The sequence below is a fragment of the Microbacterium sp. NPDC089190 genome, from assembly GCF_040701795.1.
Lineage (GTDB): Bacteria > Actinomycetota > Actinomycetes > Actinomycetales > Microbacteriaceae > Microbacterium > Microbacterium galbum.
On the sequence record NZ_JBFBHF010000001.1, the window covers coordinates 875,424 to 891,911 of the forward strand.

A 16,488-nucleotide genomic window follows, 5' to 3' on the forward strand; every position below is an offset into this window, starting at 1 on the left:
CTGGGGGGCGATCACAACGACCATCGCGCGTCTCCGGCCGGACAGGAAGGCACGGATGAGTCCTGCTGACGACGGGTCTGCACCCGCGACCGTATGCACCGTCGACGCGATGGGCGTCGTCGTCGACATGCGCACCGACGCCCCCCTGCCGGACCGGATGCGCTCCCGCATCCTGGAGGCGTGGCGCGATTGCCGCGTCGGGGCCGAGGACACCCGCGGTCGTCGCGTGCTGGAGCTCCACCCCGACGCGTTCGTCGACCCCGACGGCGGGCTCTCGAACCTCTCCACCCTCGTCACGCTGGAGGCGCTCGACGCCCTCCGCGGCACGCGGCTGCTCCTGCACGCTGCCGGGGTGGCCACCGAGGACGGCCGCACGATCGCGCTGGTGGGACCCTCCGGTCGCGGCAAGACCACGGCATCCCGTCATCTGGGACGGCACTTCAGCTACGTGAGCGACGAGACCGTGGCCGTCGCCGACGACCTCGCGGTGAGCCCCTATCGCAAGCCGCTCTCGGTCATCACCGAGGGGCTCGTCCACAAGGAGCAGATCGCGCCCAGCCACTTCGGGCTGAAGGGTCTGCCCGCTGTGCCGCTCCGGCTCGTCGGGCTCACGCTCATCGACCGCCGACCCGGGTCCCCGACGGTCGGTCCCGAAGTCGTCGACCTCATCGACGCCGTCTGCGAGATGACCCCGCAGATCAGCTATCTGCCGGAGATGCCGGCCCCGTTGCAGCGGCTGGCGCGACTGTTCGACACGATCGGCGCCCCCACCCGGTTGATCTACCGGGATGCCACCGAGCTCCCGGCCCTCGTGCAGCAGATGTTCGATGCGCCCCCGCCGCGCGCCCAAGCCTGGACGCTCCCCCGCCGCACGGACTCCGTGGGTCCGTGGCGGGCCACCGCGTACGACGACGCGATCCTCGTGGACGGCCGCGCGTGCATCCTCCGCGACGGTGTGGTGACGGCGCTCGAGCAGCTCGGACGCCTCGTCTGGACGCTGTGTCTCGCGGGGGCGTCCGAGGAGACGATCGCCGAGGCGGCGGAGGCGGAGTTCGGCGAGCCGGCGGAGGGGAGCGCGTCGGCGGTGATCCGTTCCACTCTCGACGAGCTGCGCACACGCGGGTTCATCGAGGCCGCATGACCGACCGGACCTCTCCCCCGGTGCCGCGTGCGCGCGGATGGCGACGGGTGCGCCGGTCGCCCGTGACCCACGTGATCGCGGCGTTCATCGTGCTGGCCCTCGTACAGCTGTTCCTGGTCAAGCCGTTCCAGGTGCCGTCGGAGTCGATGTCGCCCACGCTCGAGACCGGCGACCGCATCGTGGCCGACCGGATCTCGCTCGCCGTGTCCGACCCTGCGCAGGGCGACGTCGTCGTCTTCTCGCGCCCGGACGCGTGGAAGACGGATGCCGCGCCGCACGGAGCGCTGCGGACGGCGGCGGGGTGGGTCGGCGACCTCGTCGGATTCGGTCCGAGCAACCTCGATGCGCTCGTGAAGCGCGTCGTGGGGACCCCGGGGTCGACGGTGCGGTGCTGCAGCACTGAGGGGCAGGTCGAGGTCGACGGGGTCGCGCTCGACGAGGACTACGTTCGCAACGACCTGCCCTTCATCGCTGGACAGCTCGACTGCGAGAGCGCCCCCACGTCCTCGCGATGCTTCGGCCCCATCGACGTTCCCGAGGGCCACTACCTCGTGATGGGCGACAACCGGGCGAACTCGGCCGACTCGGTCGTCGGATGCCGAGGAGCCCCGGCATCCACGGACTGCGCACGCTTCGTCGACCGCGCGGACATGATCGGCGAGGTGCGCGCGATCGTGTGGCCCCTCGACCGCGCGTTCGGCCCACTGGACTGACGGCGGGCGGGCCGCCGCTCCCCCGTCCGCGGCGTCCGTCCGACGACGGCGCCGCCCCCGAGGTGGGAACGGCGCCGGCGCGAATAGGTGTCAGGCGTTGCCGATGTGCTTGTCGACGTTCTGACGGACCTCGTCGACCTTTGTGTGCTGCTCGGCCGGCACGACCTTCTTGATCGCGTCGGCGGCGCCGTCGAGGATCTTGTCGCTGACCTCTTCGGCCTTCTCGCTCTTGAGCGCCTCTTCGATCTTGTCGCGGTTCTCGTCGAGGAGCTTCTTGCCCTTGTTGATGATGTCGTCGACGCCCATGGCGTTCCCCCTCACTCGGTCGATCCGGCCGGAACGCCGGGTCGATTCACCGCTCATTGTGGCGCGCGTGGTCATCGCGGGGAAGACGTTGACGCGCACGGACGACGAAGGGCGCCGCGCGGTGTGCGCGACGCCCTCGTGTCACCGGTAGGTCAGATGGTGACGCCGCTGTCGATCGTCTCGAAGTTGACGGCAGAGGCCTCGACGACGGCGCGCGTCGGCGGCAGCGTGTTTCCCGAGGTCGGGCGGAGGATGACGTACGGAGCCGGAACGCGGTTCGCCGAGCCGTTGAGCAGCTGGCCGGAGTACGAGAACGTGATGCTGCCCGACGTCCCAGACGCGACCGTGCCGCCGGACTGGGTCCAGCCGCGCAGGTTCTGGAGGATCGGGGTGTAGTCGCCCGATCCCGACCACTTCACCGTGATCGTGGGCGCCGACGCGTAGTAGGAACCGGCCGGATACTCGTCGCCGTTTCCGTCGTAGATGAAGAACCCGAAGCCCGAGGTCGACTGGTTGATACGGATCTCGTTCGGGTTGCCGCCACGGTAGGTGGAGATCGACGTGCCACCGTCGAGCGTGCTCGCGGACCCCGACGGCACAGGCTGCGGTCCGGTCGTGCTGGCGGAGGCCAGCGGCGCGGCGACGGCCACGGCGATGACGGGCGCGGCCCACGCGGCGGTCTTGATGACGGCGCGACGGCTGACGGAGCCGGTGGCGGTCTCGGAGTTCTCGGTGCTCATGTGTGCCCCCCAGGGGTTCGATCGGATGTCTCGTCCGTCATCGGGTGAGGAACGAGGTGACAACACGGCGATGATCTCGACGCGGGGCGGTGAGCACGCGGGTGAGTGGCGGAAGACGGCGTCTCGGGTATGAGAGATGGCGCGTCAGGCGCGAACCGCGTGCGGGCGGCGCGCAGCGCGCACGCGCGTCGGAGAGGGATGCCCCTCAGCGGCGAACGCCCGAGCAAGAGACGAGCCGTTCGCGAGACCGCAGGTGTGCGCCACCCGCTCGATCGAGAGCGAGGAATAGGCCGGATCGCGCAGCAGTGTCATGGCGTGCCGAACACGCGCGCCCCGGATGCTGCGGTCCATCGTCGTGCCGCGCGCCGTGAACTGCCGCTGCAACGTGCGCAACGACGTGTTCAGCTCCGCGGCGACGGACGCCGCCGTCAAGTCGGGATCCCCGACGCGCGCGGTGATGACCGACAGGGCGGCCGCGTGCAGGTCCGCCGCGGGCTTGTCGTGCCGGGCTTTCAGCGACGCCACGACGACGCCGACGATCATCTCCTGCAGCAGTCGCTCCATGAAGTAGAGCGAAAGCCCGGTCTGCCGGTCTCGCGTCGTCGCGCAGGTCCACGCGAAGGTCAAGAACGGCCAGAAGAGGGCGGAATGCGTGTCGATCGCGTGCGCGAAGGGAGCCTCGATCCCGATGCCGTTCAGCACCTGAGCGGGGAACGTCAGCACGAGGTGGCACTTCGCCGCCGGGGTCATCGCCGCCTGCGCTCGCGAGGCGAGCAGTGCCGTGCTCGGCCCCTTCTCGGTCACCGCCCCACGAATGGAGGGAGGGCGGTCGAGCGCGATGAGCAGGGAGACCTCGTCGTCCGCGGCTCCGGATGCCACGGACACCGGCCGCGCGTGAACACTCGCGCGAATACGCACGCTGCCGAATCCGGCTTCGATCGGAGCGGTGTCGTTGACCGCGATGACCACCGACGCCCCCCGACGCAGTACGACAGGACCGCACCGGATGCGCGATCGTCGCGCCGGATCGCAGCCCAGCGCATCACCCATGCAATCGGGAGGAACGCAATGCTTTCGCGGTGGAACGTCAAGGGATTGTCAAGATTGCGCTAAGACTTGCACAATTCGCGCAGCCGGATGCCGCGAGCGGTGAAGCTCACGGCATCCTTCCTCCCCCTCAGAGCCCGGCGGTGGCTCGAAGAGATCGAGGATCGTCAGCTGGAGAAACCGGCGACGAACGGGTCGCACGACGGATCGATCGTGACCGGGGTGTCGCTCGCCGTCGGGGTGTGGCGCAGATCGAGCGGACCGAGCGGGCCGGAGGGCAGCTGCACGGTATACGAGACGGTGCGGGTCTCGTTCTGGCCGAGCGTGACCATACGGCTCTCACCGGTGTTGCCGTTCTCGTTGCCGCTGCGCGACAGCGACGCGATGTCGCCCTGCCCGGGGTCCATCGCCGTGATCGCCGCGCCGGGAGGTGCGAAGAACAGCGTGTCCAGCATCATCGTGCGCGGAGGCAGGCCGTAGGAGCTGTTACGGAAGCCCAGCGTGTACGCGTTCGTGATGTCATCCGTGATGCCGTTGCGCATGTTCATGCTGACGTTCACGGTGCGATCCGCTGCGTTGCACGAGGCGAAGACCTCGGTTGAGAGGTGGTACTCGAGCTTGCTGACCGAGAAGTCGTTCAGGTAGATGCCCAGCTGCGTCGACGCGGCGTTGTCGCCGCGCAGACCGCCGTCGAGGCCCACCTCCGTGACGAGGGCCTGGGCCTGCTCATCGGTGAACCAGAGGTTGATGCGCTGCTCCTGCGCGCTCCGGGTGAGCTGGTCGAACATCGCGATCGGGTTCCACTGCCCGGCTGCGAGGCGCGAGAAGACCGTCGACGACACGGCCGCGAAGAACTCGTCGGACGAACGTCCGTTGTCGCCGGCGTCGCCGTAGCGCTGGTAGGCGTCGCTGAGCACGAGCTTCACCGCGTTCTCCGCGGTGATCTGCTCGCCTGTCGGCAGATCGACGGGTCCGAGAACCTCGAGCATGTGCGCGAGCACGACCGGGTCGATCGAGATCACACCGTCGAACTGCGAGCCATCGGTGCGCTTCCACAGGGATTCGAACAGGCGCGCCGTGGTCGGGAAGTCCGGTGAGAACGTGAAGTCCTGCGAGTACCGCGTGAAGGTGTCGGGGTAGAGCGCGAGAGTGCTCTCGGGCAGGTCGAGCGCCGAGCGGCCGGCCTGACCCGCCGCGTAGAACGCCATCGAGTCGGACTGCTCCTTGAGCTCAATCCGTCCGTTGTCGACGACCATGACACTCGATGCGGCGGGGTTGCCGCCGGTGGCGCGGATCTCGGCGTTGTTCTGGAAGAGCACCAGATACGTCTTCGGTCCGTCCGCCCCCGCGGCCGCCAGCAGCGACGGTAGGTACTTCTGCACCAGCGTGAGCGAGGGGGCGGCCTGGTCGACGATCTGCGCGACTTGGTCGAGCGGCTCGGTGACGATGGGCAGCAGGTTGGTGCGGTCGATCCCGTCGGTGACCACCTTGGCATCCGTGAACGCGGCGGTGATCTCGGGCAGAGCGCCCTCGGCCGCGCGGAACGGCTCGAGGTTGATGCCCCCGCCTTCGACGGCGAGCGACGAGAAGTCCGAGGCCGACAGCAGCGCGACCGTCGGCGGGAGCGCCCGCGCGGTCAGCTCTCGCGTCATCGCGGTGAGATTCTGCACCGCCTCGGTGTTGTCCTTGACGAGAGGAAGGGAGGATGCCAAGTCCCAGAGCGGTCCGGACGAATTGGCATCCGCCCGATTCGTCTGCTCGAGCACCTCGCCCGAGACCTGGTTCAGACCCGCGATGTCGCGGTTGGCGACGATCTGCGGAACGAAGGAGAGCTTCGCCTGCGCCCCGAGGAGGTCGGTGCGCACGACGCCCGCCTGGTGGGCGAACGCGAGGGCGACGGCGGCCGCTCCGAAGACGGCGAAGCCGAGAGCGCCCAGGGTCCAGCCGGTGATGGTGGCGGCAAGAGAGGCGCGAGACGAGCGCTCGGGCGCTTCATCCGCACCCGAGCGGCGAGACCTGTCGCGGCGCGAGCTCGCGTCGGCGATCACGAGCTGGTCCCCGTGCCGTCACCGGTGGTGGGGGGATCGACGATGATCGGCGGGAGACTCGGCTCCTCCGTCGGCGGATCCGTCGGGGTATCGGTAGGCGGATCCGTGGGCTGGGTCGGAGGGGTGGACTCCGAGGGCGACGGGGACGGCGACGGCGCCGGGTTCGTCGACCCACCTCCCGAGTTCGACCCGCCCGAGCCCGGGTTGCGCGTCGGCTGCTGCGTGGGCGTCCGCTCGCGTTCGGCTTCTTCGAGCGCGAGCACACGCTGGTTCTCGGCACGAAGGGCGTCGACGGCCGCGGCGTAGACGGGCATCTCGGCGAGACCGTCTCCCCCCGCCTGCTGAGCAGCAGTCACACGTCCCGCCGCGTCGGTGACCGCCGCGCGGAAGCTCTGGGCCGCAGAGTCGTTCTCGATGACCAGCTTGTCGGCCTCCGCCTTGATCGCGGATCCGAGGGTCGCGAGCTGCGACTTGAATGCCGATACCGCCGCGGTGATCTGCGACCGGGCATCGCGTGCGTCGGTGATCAACGTGGGCAAAGACTCGCGGGCGAGACGGACGCCGTCGATCGCCTTGCCCACGTCAGCGAGCGACTTCTCGTCGATCGATGCGCGCTGATACTCCGGGATGGAGACGGACGTCGCGGTCGCGGACGCCTGCAGCAACGTGCCGCGCGCCGCCTCAGCCGCACCCAGGGCTGCTCCGTCTACGCGGCCCTGCAGCGCGACGAGGACCGATTCGCTGGCCTGCGCCAGCGATGCGGCCTCCGTCACCGACGCGTCATAGAGGTCAGCAGCGGTCTGCAGCACCTTCGTGTCGTTGGCCAACTCCGCCTCGCGCTCGCGCAGACTGACCATCGCATCGTCGGCGGGGTTCGCCGTCGCGCGCTGTACGACCGCGAAGGACGCCGTACCGACGATGGCGAGCACCGCGACCACAGCGGCTGCCACGCTCAGATAGTTGACCGCGCCGGCCTTGCGTCGTCCCCCGAACAAGGGCCTCTTGCCGACTTGCGCCAGTTCCGGGGCCTGCCAGCCGGCATCCTCGGCGGACTTGCCGCCAGCGCCAACGAGCGCGGAGAGGGCGGCGCGAGAGTCGGGCGTGGATGCGGGGCGGGAGCCGCCGACGAGCGCCGAGAGCTCTTCGGACCGCGTTACGACGCGCGATGAAGCGCCGTCGCCGACCATAGCTTTTAGCTCGGCGGACGAGACGGTTGACTCGACCTCGGGCGTCGCGCCCGATGAGTCCCCCACCAGCTCGCGAAGAGATTCGGTCTCCCTCGACCGCCCCGCTGCGGGAGTAGGAGCCTGATCGCTTTCCGGCGGCAGCCCGACGAGCTTCCTGAGATCGTTCATGGCGTCTCCCGGGCGCCGGGTCGGACGCCAATCCTCGAAATGTTGGGGGGTCTAGGGACAACCGGCTCAATGCGGGCAGTCCCCGAAGAGGATAGCTGGAAAATCGGTTCCGTTCCGCGGGGCGTCCGCGCTCACCCCAATCAGCTGGCTAATGTCCCACCGCTCTCACCACAGGTCTCGCCGAAACTATCTGCGGAGTTCCTGCGTATGCGATCGCGAGGCGTGTCCGTAGAGCACGTCAACTGGCCGTCGTGCATTACATCCATGGGCGTCATCGCGTCACTTCATTTGCGGGCCAGCATCCCCACGACACCGCCGAGCGTTGTTCAGTACGGAGCTCTCCGCAGTCACGAAACCAAGCAGACCTGTAAAGCACGGCGCTCCACAAGCTCCCTCAGCCATGCTCCCGAAAAGACCACCAGATAACTTTGGCTCGACGTGTAATCGGAGCGGCGAGTCGTCCTTGAAGCTCGTCCTGGCCGTTGGCTCAGTTGGCTCACGGTCGCGGATACATCTTCCACTTCCCGCGGGTGTCACCGGTAGCTGCGGGACCGCAGCTCTCGACGGCTCGTGGCGGACGCACGGCCGTCCACGGCTACCGGTTCGACAGGAACCTCTGATGAAGGCGCCCAACACGACCAGACGACGAACCCGAGAAGAAGAAGGTAGGGCCTGTGCGACTCCAGGACAGGGGTGAAGGAAATGGAAAACGCGTAGGCGATCACCGCCCCCGCCGCGGCATATCGCCCCCTCCTCAGCGCAAAGATGAAGGAACAGGCGAAGAGAAGCAGGAAAAGAAGAATTCCCGGAACTCCTAGGCTGATCAGAATCTGATACCAGGCGCCCTCGATGTAGATCTCATTCGCGTTGAAGGGCGCAGCGGCCTGCGCGGCTGAGGCAGCTCCGGCCCCCAGCCAGTCGTGCGCACGCGCTGCCCGTAGGGCTAGATCAAGCAACGCATCACGCGCGGCGGTTGACGATCCCGCCTCCGCAGAGTCCACTCGCTCTTGGAAGACACTGGACTGGAAAGCGAGCACCAGACCACCAAGGAGCAGCACTCCGAGACCGAGTCGCGCCAGGACGGGCACCTTGCTTCGGGGACTGAACATACTGACGCCCACCAGGAGAGCAGCCGCGACGGCAGCTGCCCCGAGCGAGTTTCGGGAGACCGTCAGCAGAACCCCGACGAGGGCAGCCCCAGCGAAGAGGAGGTTACGGTTCGCTCCCCCTTCGAGCTTCCGACCGACTGAAATCGCGAAGGCGATCGAGAAGAAAAGTCCGGCATAGAGGGGATGGCCGAGGGTCGCGTACGCCCGGTAGACGGACCAGTGCTGAACCGGCTCGGACCCAGAGAGCGCAATGAGAGGGTCGAAGATGGGATTCCGCTGGAGGACGAATTCGACGAGCGCGTACACCGTCAGAATCACGGCCAATATCTGCCACGTCGAGAGAAGCCGAGCAACATCCGCCTGAGATGCGCGAGCAGTGAGGAAGACTCCGAGCGAAAGCGCGAAAGCGATTACATATGTGTACCGGAACGGAGCCGAGCCGGCCAGCACGGACACCCAGAGCATCCACGCGCACAAGATGACTGCAAGCACGTTGATGAACTGCAACGAACGCGATCGCGGTCCGGCTTTCACCGCGAGCAGGCGGATACGCCATAGAAGCACGACGAAGAGGGCGACCGAGAAGTTATTGAGCAACGTCTCGGCGTAGAGCTGACGCGGAACGATCACCAACGCAACCAGCGCTACCGACGGCAAGTACTTGTTCGGGACTCCGAGAAGAACTAGAGCACCCGCGAAGCCGACAACCGCAAGCAGCCCGACCCTCCCAAAGGGAAGCGCGACCGCTAGTCCAACCATGAGCGCGAGCAAGCCGACGAGGACGAACACGGGAGCTCGAAGACGATCACTCATCGGACTGCCCAGAGGTCGTAGGGAAAGGCGTTCAGCAGCGGCTCAGCGTCCCACGTGAGAGCCGCACCGCCGCCCATCCGGAGGGCGTCCTCCGCGTCCCCCGCGATCTCCACGTCGCGGCGACCCGAGCCCTCGAAGTAATCCCGGTACTTGAACTCGGGTTCGTGCGCGGAAGCGATGAGCCGGGCAGGTATGCCGAAAGATTCGGCGAGCACAATCGCATGCAGAGAACTCCCGATGACCAGATCGCTAGACGCAATCTGGATCAGACAACTCTTGAGGCTGCTGGTCGGGTCGAGCAGGCGCGGATCTTCGCTATCGAAAAGAGGAAGGTCGTTCAAGTTCGGAACGACGAGAACATCGCGTCTGCTGCTGGCCTCGAGAAATTCGCTGCGTTGCCACAATCGGCCCACCAGAAGACCGGGATCTCCGTAGATCTCTGGGGCGTCGAAACCCTGATCGACCAGGTACTGCCGTGTCCGCGGTCCCCGAACAGCACGCACGTCGAGCCTCGTGGCTGGCAACGGGAGACCCACCGACTTGCCGTTTATGCCGGTCCCCCAGACCGTGTCTCCGTCGCTAGCCATTCGGAGAATAGAACCGACTGAAACGAGCCGTGCGTTACGGGCCGCCCGGGCGGGGCCCAGACGATCAGCCACCAAACGTTTCGCAATCACCGGCCCGAGAAGGTCGCCGAAATTGTTGACGCGCCGGAACCAGCCTGACGGCGACGATGCGAAACCAGACCGCTGCCATCCTCTCGGGTTCCAATGAACGAGCTCGACCCGAGACATCCAGATCCTCTCCTTAGCGCTGACATCTGACGTTGGTCACGACCGAGCCCGCCGTTTGGTTGAGGTTGTCGCAGGACACGATGTTATCCAACCCCGCGCGCACCCAGACGCCAACTCCACCTTCTCCCGTAGCGATCACATTTCGAGAGAACGTGTTCCGCATACCCCAGCCCGCTGCGGAAGAGTCCTGGGCGATGACGGCATTCGTGGCTCTCCCCGTGACTCGGTTGTCCTCGACCACCCAATCGTTACCCTTGATCGCAATGCCCGCCAACGAGTCAGCGGTCCCCGCCCCGTTCACCACGTTGCCCCGCACATCTCCGCCGGCGGAGCCAGCCTTCACTTCGATGGGTTCAGCCGTGGTGGACCAGATCGTGTTGTCTGCCACGATGTTGCGGTCGCTGCGGTCCGGCTGACAGGAGGTGAAGGCGCACCAGTTCTTTGGGTCCGTGCCGATGTAGACGCCTTCGCCGTATGTCGGCCCTGTCTTGCCCGTCGCAGAGACCGAGTTCTTCACCAGAACCGAGTCGGTCGTGCCGTAGCGCAGGTGCAGGGCCTCCTCACCTATGTTCTGCACGCGGGTTCCACTGATGGTGACGTGCGAACTCGAGCTCACGGAGATGCCTTTCCGTACGTTCTGCACAGTGAACCCGACAACATTCACGTATGACGAGTCGTAGATGTGCAGCCCGTATCCGGAGCCGACGTCGCCGTTGTCGATAACCGCGTCTCTGGGCCCGCAGATCCAAACGGGCGCATCAGAACGCGCGCTTACCGACAGACTGAAGGCGCCAGCGTAGGTACCGCTCGCGAGCCGTATCGAGCCTCCCGGAGCGACGCCTCGCATCGCCGCGCGGAGTTGGCTCGCATCCGACACCGTCACGGATGGAGCGGGGCAATCCGCCAGAGTCAGCGTCCTGTCGACTACGACCGGCACCTGAACTGAAGAGAAATCGCTCCTGGGCGATTTCAGCCCGGAGGAATCGACCGCCAGTACGGTCCACTCGGCCGTAGAGCCCGGCGCCACACCCGCGTCCACGAAGGTACTAGCCTCCGCCGGCGCTGTCTCCACAAACTGGAGCCCTCCGCCCGTCGACAAACGCCGCCACAGCTCATACCCAACGACATCCTGGTCAGCAACGCGGGTCCAGGTGATCGTCGCTCCATCGCGACGAGCGACCGCGGACACCTCCGCAACCCGAGCGGGTGGAGTGGAATCCACAACCCGGATGGCATCAAGATTGATTTGGCGAGTCGTCGACAACGGGTTTTTGGAGCCGGTTCGTGAAATGACAACCGTATGCGTTCCGGGAGCCAGGTCACGTGCGGACAACACCGTCAAAGCAAACTGGGAGGTCTTCGAGTAGAGGTCGACGGTGGTTGACGGAGCAGAGTCCACCGAGACGGCCGCGATTCCCAGCCAAGGATTCTTGCGCGCAATGATGTCGAATCCCGTGCCCTGGAATGTGAAAGTCGCGAACCCATTCGGGTCGTTCGTCGTGGATGAGTTGCGACCACTGTCACCGCTCGTGTCCTTTGAGACGACCCAATCTCCGGCATAGGTGATCGTGGGTGAGGTGTTTTCGTAGGTCCCAGAAGAAGGCTTCGCGGCGTCAGCGATAGCCGGTTCCTGCGGAACTATCGCAGACGCCACCACGACAGAAATCAAGGCAGCACAAACCACTTTTAAAGCATTTCGCATCATCGGGGCCCCCGCCTCGTGCACTCTTCCGCGAACAACGCTGAAGTGGTTACGTTGCTTGAGGAATGCGATCGTGTCAACCCGGCTGATCGGCGACGCCGAGGTTTTGATACGGTGCATGCTCGCCGACAAGCTGTTGCCCGTCTCTAGCCGGGAACGAGCAAGTCGCGCCGAGAGCGAGTCGATCCGAGTGACAGGTGTGGGGGTAGGTCATTCCGAAAACGTCAGCCATGGCGGTGGGCCTGGCGGCAATCGTTCTGACGCTCGCAGGTTGCTCGGAGGCGGTCACAGTCCGTGCGCCAACGTCCACTTCGCCATCGGGCGCGGTAGAGCTTCGGTCGTCCCCCATCGACCCGGATGCGCCGTCGGAGGCGGAGCGCCAGTATTTGAAATCCGTGCGCGCCCTGGGCAGCGGCATTCTGCTTTTTGAACGCGCAACGGACACGCAGCTGCTCGTCGCGGGATGGCAAGCTTGTGCGGAGATGAATGTCGGCAGCCGTGCGACGGAGATTGTTGTCATTGAAGGCGAGAAACGCGACGCCACGGGGGTCTACCGAATCAGCGGACTCGTCGTCTCGTCCGCGGACCTGTATCTTTGCTGAGGAGCTGACGGGCGTTACGAATCGACGACGTGGGTGCGGACTGTTCGAGCTCAACGAAAATCGACGGAGGGGTCGCGGCACCGACCCGATCGGCGGCCGCCGGTGCGAGGGGAAGTGTCTTTGAGGGCTTTGTATCTGTCGGGGGCCCCTAGGCTCTCGACGCGTGACTCCACGGAGAGCTTGGGGCCGAGATCTCACATCCTCGGCGTGTTGTTCGCATTCCGCCGGGCGGGCATTGAGGTCGACGAGCTCATCGTCGGGGACCGGTCCCCCGCCGCGTTCACCCAGCAAGGTGCTGAGGCGCGGCTGTCCAGGAGTTGGCTGACCGTTCTCGCCACGGACGTCCTGCGCCTTGCCTACCGCTTCCGGAACCAGTTGCTCGCTCGGCGCATGTTGTCGACCGGCCCGTACGACTTCGTGTACGAGCGGTACTCGCTGTTTCAAAGTCTCGGAAGTGTCCGACGTAAACCCGTGGAGTGGATCCTTGAGGTGAACGCTCTGCTCGCGATTGAGGCGACGAGCGAGCGTCGAGCGACCACGAGCCGGGCGATTGCAAAATGGGTTGAAGGCCGCACGTTCCGAAAGGCAGACCGCATCGTCGCAGTCACCGAGTCGCTCCGTGAACAGATCGCTTCCGTCTATGGCGTAGATTCCGCGCGTATCGAAGTTGTGGCGAACGGCGTCGATGTACAGCCGGGCCAACGGCGTGCACCGGAATCACTCAAGAGAATCGGCTTCCTTGGAGCCCTCTACGAATGGCAGAACCTCGACGCACTCATCGGCGCGCTGACGCTACCGGGTCTGCGACATCTGAACATCGATATCGCGGGGGACGGACCACAGCGCGCGCACCTTGAACATCTCGCAGCCAAGTTGGGCGTAGACGACCGTGTTGTATTCCACGGACGCGTGCATCCGGACCGCGTACAGGAGTTTCTCTCAACTGTTGACCTTTGCTACGCGGGTCACGACAGTTCGAACGGTGCCTACTTCTCCCCGCTCAAGCTTTGGGAATACCTGGCAGCCGGACGTCCGATCGTCGCGTCGATGCATCAGGTGACGACGGAACTGTCTGAAGAAGGTTTCGCCGTGATCACCTTCCAAGGGCGGTCGGCCGACCACGTCGGCGCCGTGCTGCTCCGCATCAAAGACGAATACGCCGCTCTGTCGAAGGTGGCAGCGGAAAGTGTCGACCGGGTACGCGAGTCCTTCTCCTGGGATGCGCGACTCGCGCCGCTTGTGCGATCGATCACCGCAAAGCACCATGGCGGTTGAGCACATCTCCTTGCCCCTCGGCCTGGGGCGCGTTACGCCGATGACTGCGACCGCGGTGACTGACCTCATCCTGGAGCATTCTTCATCATCGCGAGGCAAGCCGCTCATTCTTGGCAATCTCAACCTCCACGCCCTGTATGTCCGGGAGGTCGATCGAGATATGCGTCAGTTTGCCGAGATCTCGGACCTGACGTTGATTGACGGAGCGCCTATCCTCGTTCTGGCGGAGGCCGCCCGGCGGCGCAGAATCTCACCCTCGAACCGGATCGGTAGCACCGACTGGCTTGAGGAACTCATGCGACGTCAGCAAGCGATCACGGTCACCGCGATCGGCGGGACGGCACGCACAGCGTCCGCCGCATCTTCGTGGGCCAAAGCTACGAACCCCGCGGTAACTTGGCACGCCTTCGACGGCTACGGCCCCCATATCACCCGGCCGTCCGCACGCTTGCAGGAAGCGATCGCGGCAAGCGATCTCGTTCTTGTAGCGCTCGGGATGCCGAAACAAGAGAAATGGATTCTCGAGCACCTCGGCCTGCTCGACGGATGCGTGGTCGCGAACGTGGGCGGATGCTTGGACTATTTCGCAGGTGAGCAAGATTTGGCACCTCGATGGATGGGAGCCGTTGGTATCGAGTGGGCATTCCGCCTCGTCAAGTCGCCCAGACGGCTTGCCGGGAGGTACTTGATCGAGCCGTTCAGGCTCGTTGGCCTGGTCGTTCGGAGGCTTATACGTGAGAGGAATGCAACCGATGGGTAAGACCGCTTTCCGCTCGCCGTTCCGGGCGCACAGACGCGTCACCGTCCTGCAAGCCGACCGGGAACGAGGAGGAGGGACTCGTTTCGTCCATCAAGTAGTGCGCTACGCGCCTTCAGAGGTCCGGCATGTGTTCTTCTCATGGCCTCGTGCGCTCTGGGGCCGCTATGACGTGTTCCATGTGCACTGGCCGGAATTCCTGCTCCGAGCATCGACACCGATACGGTCTCTCGCGAAGGTTCCGCTCTACCTTGCGTTCGTTCTCCGGCTCGCCGTCACTCGAACGCCTGTAGTTCGCACAATTCACAATGTGGTGCCGCACCACGAAGGTCTGGCATATGAGAAGCCGCTGTTGAAATTGCTGACGAGCATGGTGCGGTTCAATGTCGTTTTGAACGAATCGACCCCGGTCCCTCCAGGCGTTCCCCATACCCTGATTCCACACGGAGACTATCGGGAGAGCTTCGCGTCATATCCGAAGTCAGACGCCGTTGATGGTCGACTTCTGGCCTTCGGGCGCATCGAGCGTTACAAGTCTGTGGACGTCCTCTTGCGGTCCTTCAGGCAGGTACGCGGCGAATACGAGCTACGCGTCGCCGGACGCGGTGAGTACGCGGTCGTGAATGAGCTCGAGCAGCTTGCGTCAGAAGACGCGCGTGTGACGACGAGGTTCGAGTTTCTGAGCGACGCTGACCTCGTGCGCGAGGTGACGTCTTCAGAACTGGTCGTCTTACCGTATGACGAAGTGCATAATTCGGGTGTCGCGCTCGTTTCCCTTTCGCTGAATCGGCCGATCATCGCGCGCCGCGGCCCTTCTACGGAACTGCTCCAGCAAGAAGCCGGTCCCCACTGGGTTTACCTGTACGACGGCGAGATGACACCGGGGTCTTTGGAACAGGCACTGGCGGCCCTGCGCGGCGACAAGGGGGTGAGAGAGGCGGAAGCCCGACTTGTCGGTCGTGATTGGTCGAATGTTGCATCTCGATATGCGGAAGTCGCACTGACCGTTTCGGATAGTCGCAAGAAGGCTGCCACCCAGCAGTACTTCGTCAATCCGAGTGGACAGCGGGACAATCTCGGAGACTCGGTGCTTCGGCGGCCATATCTGCAGCATCTGCGAAGCCAAGGAGCCCTGCACGTCTACACCGGCAGCGACGACAGTTATGCGTCTGGTCTAGGGCTGGAGACAGAAGACGTCCAATATCGGAGCCGGGGCGCCTGGCTGTGGGCGCTGGCACGCGCAGCACTTCGCAGGCGCGCTGCATACGCCGTTAATGCCGGAGAGATCGTCCTCGATCGTCGATACCTGGGAATTGCGGCTTGGCAGATCCCCGTCTGCGGGCTCGTTCGTCTCACCGGCGGGGATGTTGTCGCACTCGGTATTGCCACCCGATCTCGTCCGAAAACTCCGCAGGCCGTCGCAGCCTTGCGCGCGACGCTTGCTCTTGCCTCGAAGGTGGCGTGGCGCGACCCTCTGTCCGGGGTCGCCCGCGCGGATTCTGTGATGCCTGACTGGGCATTCGCGATTCGCACGACACGTGCTCCGCGACCGCGAGACATCCTCGCTGTCACCTTCCGGTCCGACCGCCCGCCCCTGCTCCCCTCGGAACGCGACGCTCTCAAGGCGCTGGCGGACCAGCTTTCGCTCGGAATTGTCGTGGTCACCCAGGTCAGGCGAGACGAGCAAAGCAATTCGGTTCTCGCTGAACAACTTGGTGCAACGCTGTTGAACTGGCCCAGCGATCGATCGCATGCCGCCCACGAGGAGCACGTACGAGAGCTCTACGCACGGACCAGCGTCGTCGTGAGCGACCGCATCCACGCTCTCATCATTGCCGCGACAGAGGGCGCCGTGCCCGTGGGCTACTCGACGACCACAGACGAAAAGATTGCTCGCACCTTCTCAACCGTGCTGTCTCGCCCGATCTCAGCGAGCCGGAGCGCTCCCGAGGGGACGAGTTTGCTCGCGAAGGCGAACGAAGTGCTGTCGTCGCACGACGACTTTTACGAGGCCTTCCTGAAGGCCCCCGACTTGATTTCCGCGGCCGTGGACGAGGTCCGCACTGACTCAAAATGGAAGATGTGA

The 16,488-nt window shown here is 65.3% G+C and carries 14 protein-coding genes; 6 read left to right on the forward strand and 8 right to left on the reverse strand.

All coding sequences use genetic code 11. The annotated features are described in order from the left end of the window. Positions 1 to 55: 55 nt before the first annotated feature. Together AB0230_RS04395 and lepB are read left to right on the forward strand one after the other, a co-directional pair. Positions 56 to 1,141, forward strand: coding sequence for a PqqD family peptide modification chaperone (locus AB0230_RS04395; protein ID WP_366374163.1), 1,086 nt, complete (start codon positions 56 to 58; stop codon positions 1,139 to 1,141). After that, entirely contained in the window at positions 1,138 to 1,854 is a 717-nt protein-coding gene (gene lepB, locus AB0230_RS04400) for a signal peptidase I (protein ID WP_366374165.1), read from the forward strand. Before AB0230_RS04395 ends, lepB begins: the two co-directional genes overlap by 4 nt. A 90-nt stretch (positions 1,855 to 1,944) precedes the next feature. Here lepB and AB0230_RS04405 read toward each other — a convergent pair whose 3' ends face one another. The 8 genes from AB0230_RS04405 to AB0230_RS04440 form a co-directional block, all read right to left on the reverse strand. Continuing rightward, positions 1,945 to 2,160: a hypothetical protein gene (locus tag AB0230_RS04405; RefSeq protein WP_315993616.1), complete on the reverse strand. Its 216-nt coding sequence runs from the start codon at positions 2,158 to 2,160 to the stop codon at positions 1,945 to 1,947. A gap of 152 nt (positions 2,161 to 2,312) precedes the next feature. Beyond that, positions 2,313 to 2,900, reverse strand: coding sequence for a hypothetical protein (locus AB0230_RS04410; protein WP_315993617.1), 588 nt, complete (start codon positions 2,898 to 2,900; stop codon positions 2,313 to 2,315). A gap of 144 nt (positions 2,901 to 3,044) precedes the next feature. Further along, complete coding sequence (locus AB0230_RS04415; RefSeq protein WP_315993618.1) at positions 3,045 to 3,869, reverse strand: helix-turn-helix domain-containing protein; 825 nt, start codon at positions 3,867 to 3,869, stop codon at positions 3,045 to 3,047. Between the two features lie 245 nt (positions 3,870 to 4,114). Continuing rightward, positions 4,115 to 5,995 carry a DUF4012 domain-containing protein gene (locus tag AB0230_RS04420; RefSeq protein ID WP_366374168.1) on the reverse strand — a complete coding sequence of 627 codons (1,881 nt, stop codon included), beginning with the start codon at positions 5,993 to 5,995 and terminating at the stop codon, positions 4,115 to 4,117. Then, entirely contained in the window at positions 5,992 to 7,350 is a 1,359-nt protein-coding gene (locus AB0230_RS04425) for a hypothetical protein (protein ID WP_366374170.1), read from the reverse strand. The genes AB0230_RS04420 and AB0230_RS04425 overlap by 4 nt, the downstream gene beginning before the upstream one ends. 533 nt (positions 7,351 to 7,883) lie before the next feature. Further along, entirely contained in the window at positions 7,884 to 9,248 is a 1,365-nt protein-coding gene (locus AB0230_RS04430; protein ID WP_366374172.1) for an O-antigen ligase family protein, read from the reverse strand. Positions 9,249 to 9,268: 20 nt separating this feature from the next. Then, positions 9,269 to 10,066 (reverse strand): polysaccharide pyruvyl transferase family protein, encoded by a 798-nt coding sequence (locus AB0230_RS04435; RefSeq protein ID WP_366374174.1) that lies wholly within the window; start codon positions 10,064 to 10,066, stop codon positions 9,269 to 9,271. A 13-nt stretch (positions 10,067 to 10,079) separates the two neighbouring features. Then, positions 10,080 to 11,888: a right-handed parallel beta-helix repeat-containing protein gene (locus AB0230_RS04440; protein ID WP_366374176.1), complete on the reverse strand. Its 1,809-nt coding sequence runs from the start codon at positions 11,886 to 11,888 to the stop codon at positions 10,080 to 10,082. Positions 11,889 to 11,998: 110 nt separating this feature from the next. Between AB0230_RS04440 and AB0230_RS04445 the strand changes: the two genes are divergently transcribed. The 4 genes from AB0230_RS04445 (at position 11,999) to AB0230_RS04460 (ending at position 16,488) form a co-directional block, all read left to right on the forward strand. Beyond that, a complete protein-coding gene (locus AB0230_RS04445) occupies positions 11,999 to 12,370 on the forward strand; it encodes a hypothetical protein (RefSeq protein ID WP_366374178.1) in 372 nt (123 codons plus the stop codon). A 114-nt stretch (positions 12,371 to 12,484) separates the two neighbouring features. After that, positions 12,485 to 13,645, forward strand: a complete 1,161-nt coding sequence (locus AB0230_RS04450) for a glycosyltransferase (RefSeq protein WP_366374180.1) — start codon at positions 12,485 to 12,487, stop codon at positions 13,643 to 13,645. Between the two features lie 55 nt (positions 13,646 to 13,700). Next, positions 13,701 to 14,405, forward strand: a complete 705-nt coding sequence (locus tag AB0230_RS04455; protein ID WP_366374182.1) for a WecB/TagA/CpsF family glycosyltransferase — start codon at positions 13,701 to 13,703, stop codon at positions 14,403 to 14,405. Then, a complete protein-coding gene (locus AB0230_RS04460) occupies positions 14,398 to 16,488 on the forward strand; it encodes a hypothetical protein (RefSeq protein ID WP_366374184.1) in 2,091 nt (696 codons plus the stop codon). Before AB0230_RS04455 ends, AB0230_RS04460 begins: the two co-directional genes overlap by 8 nt.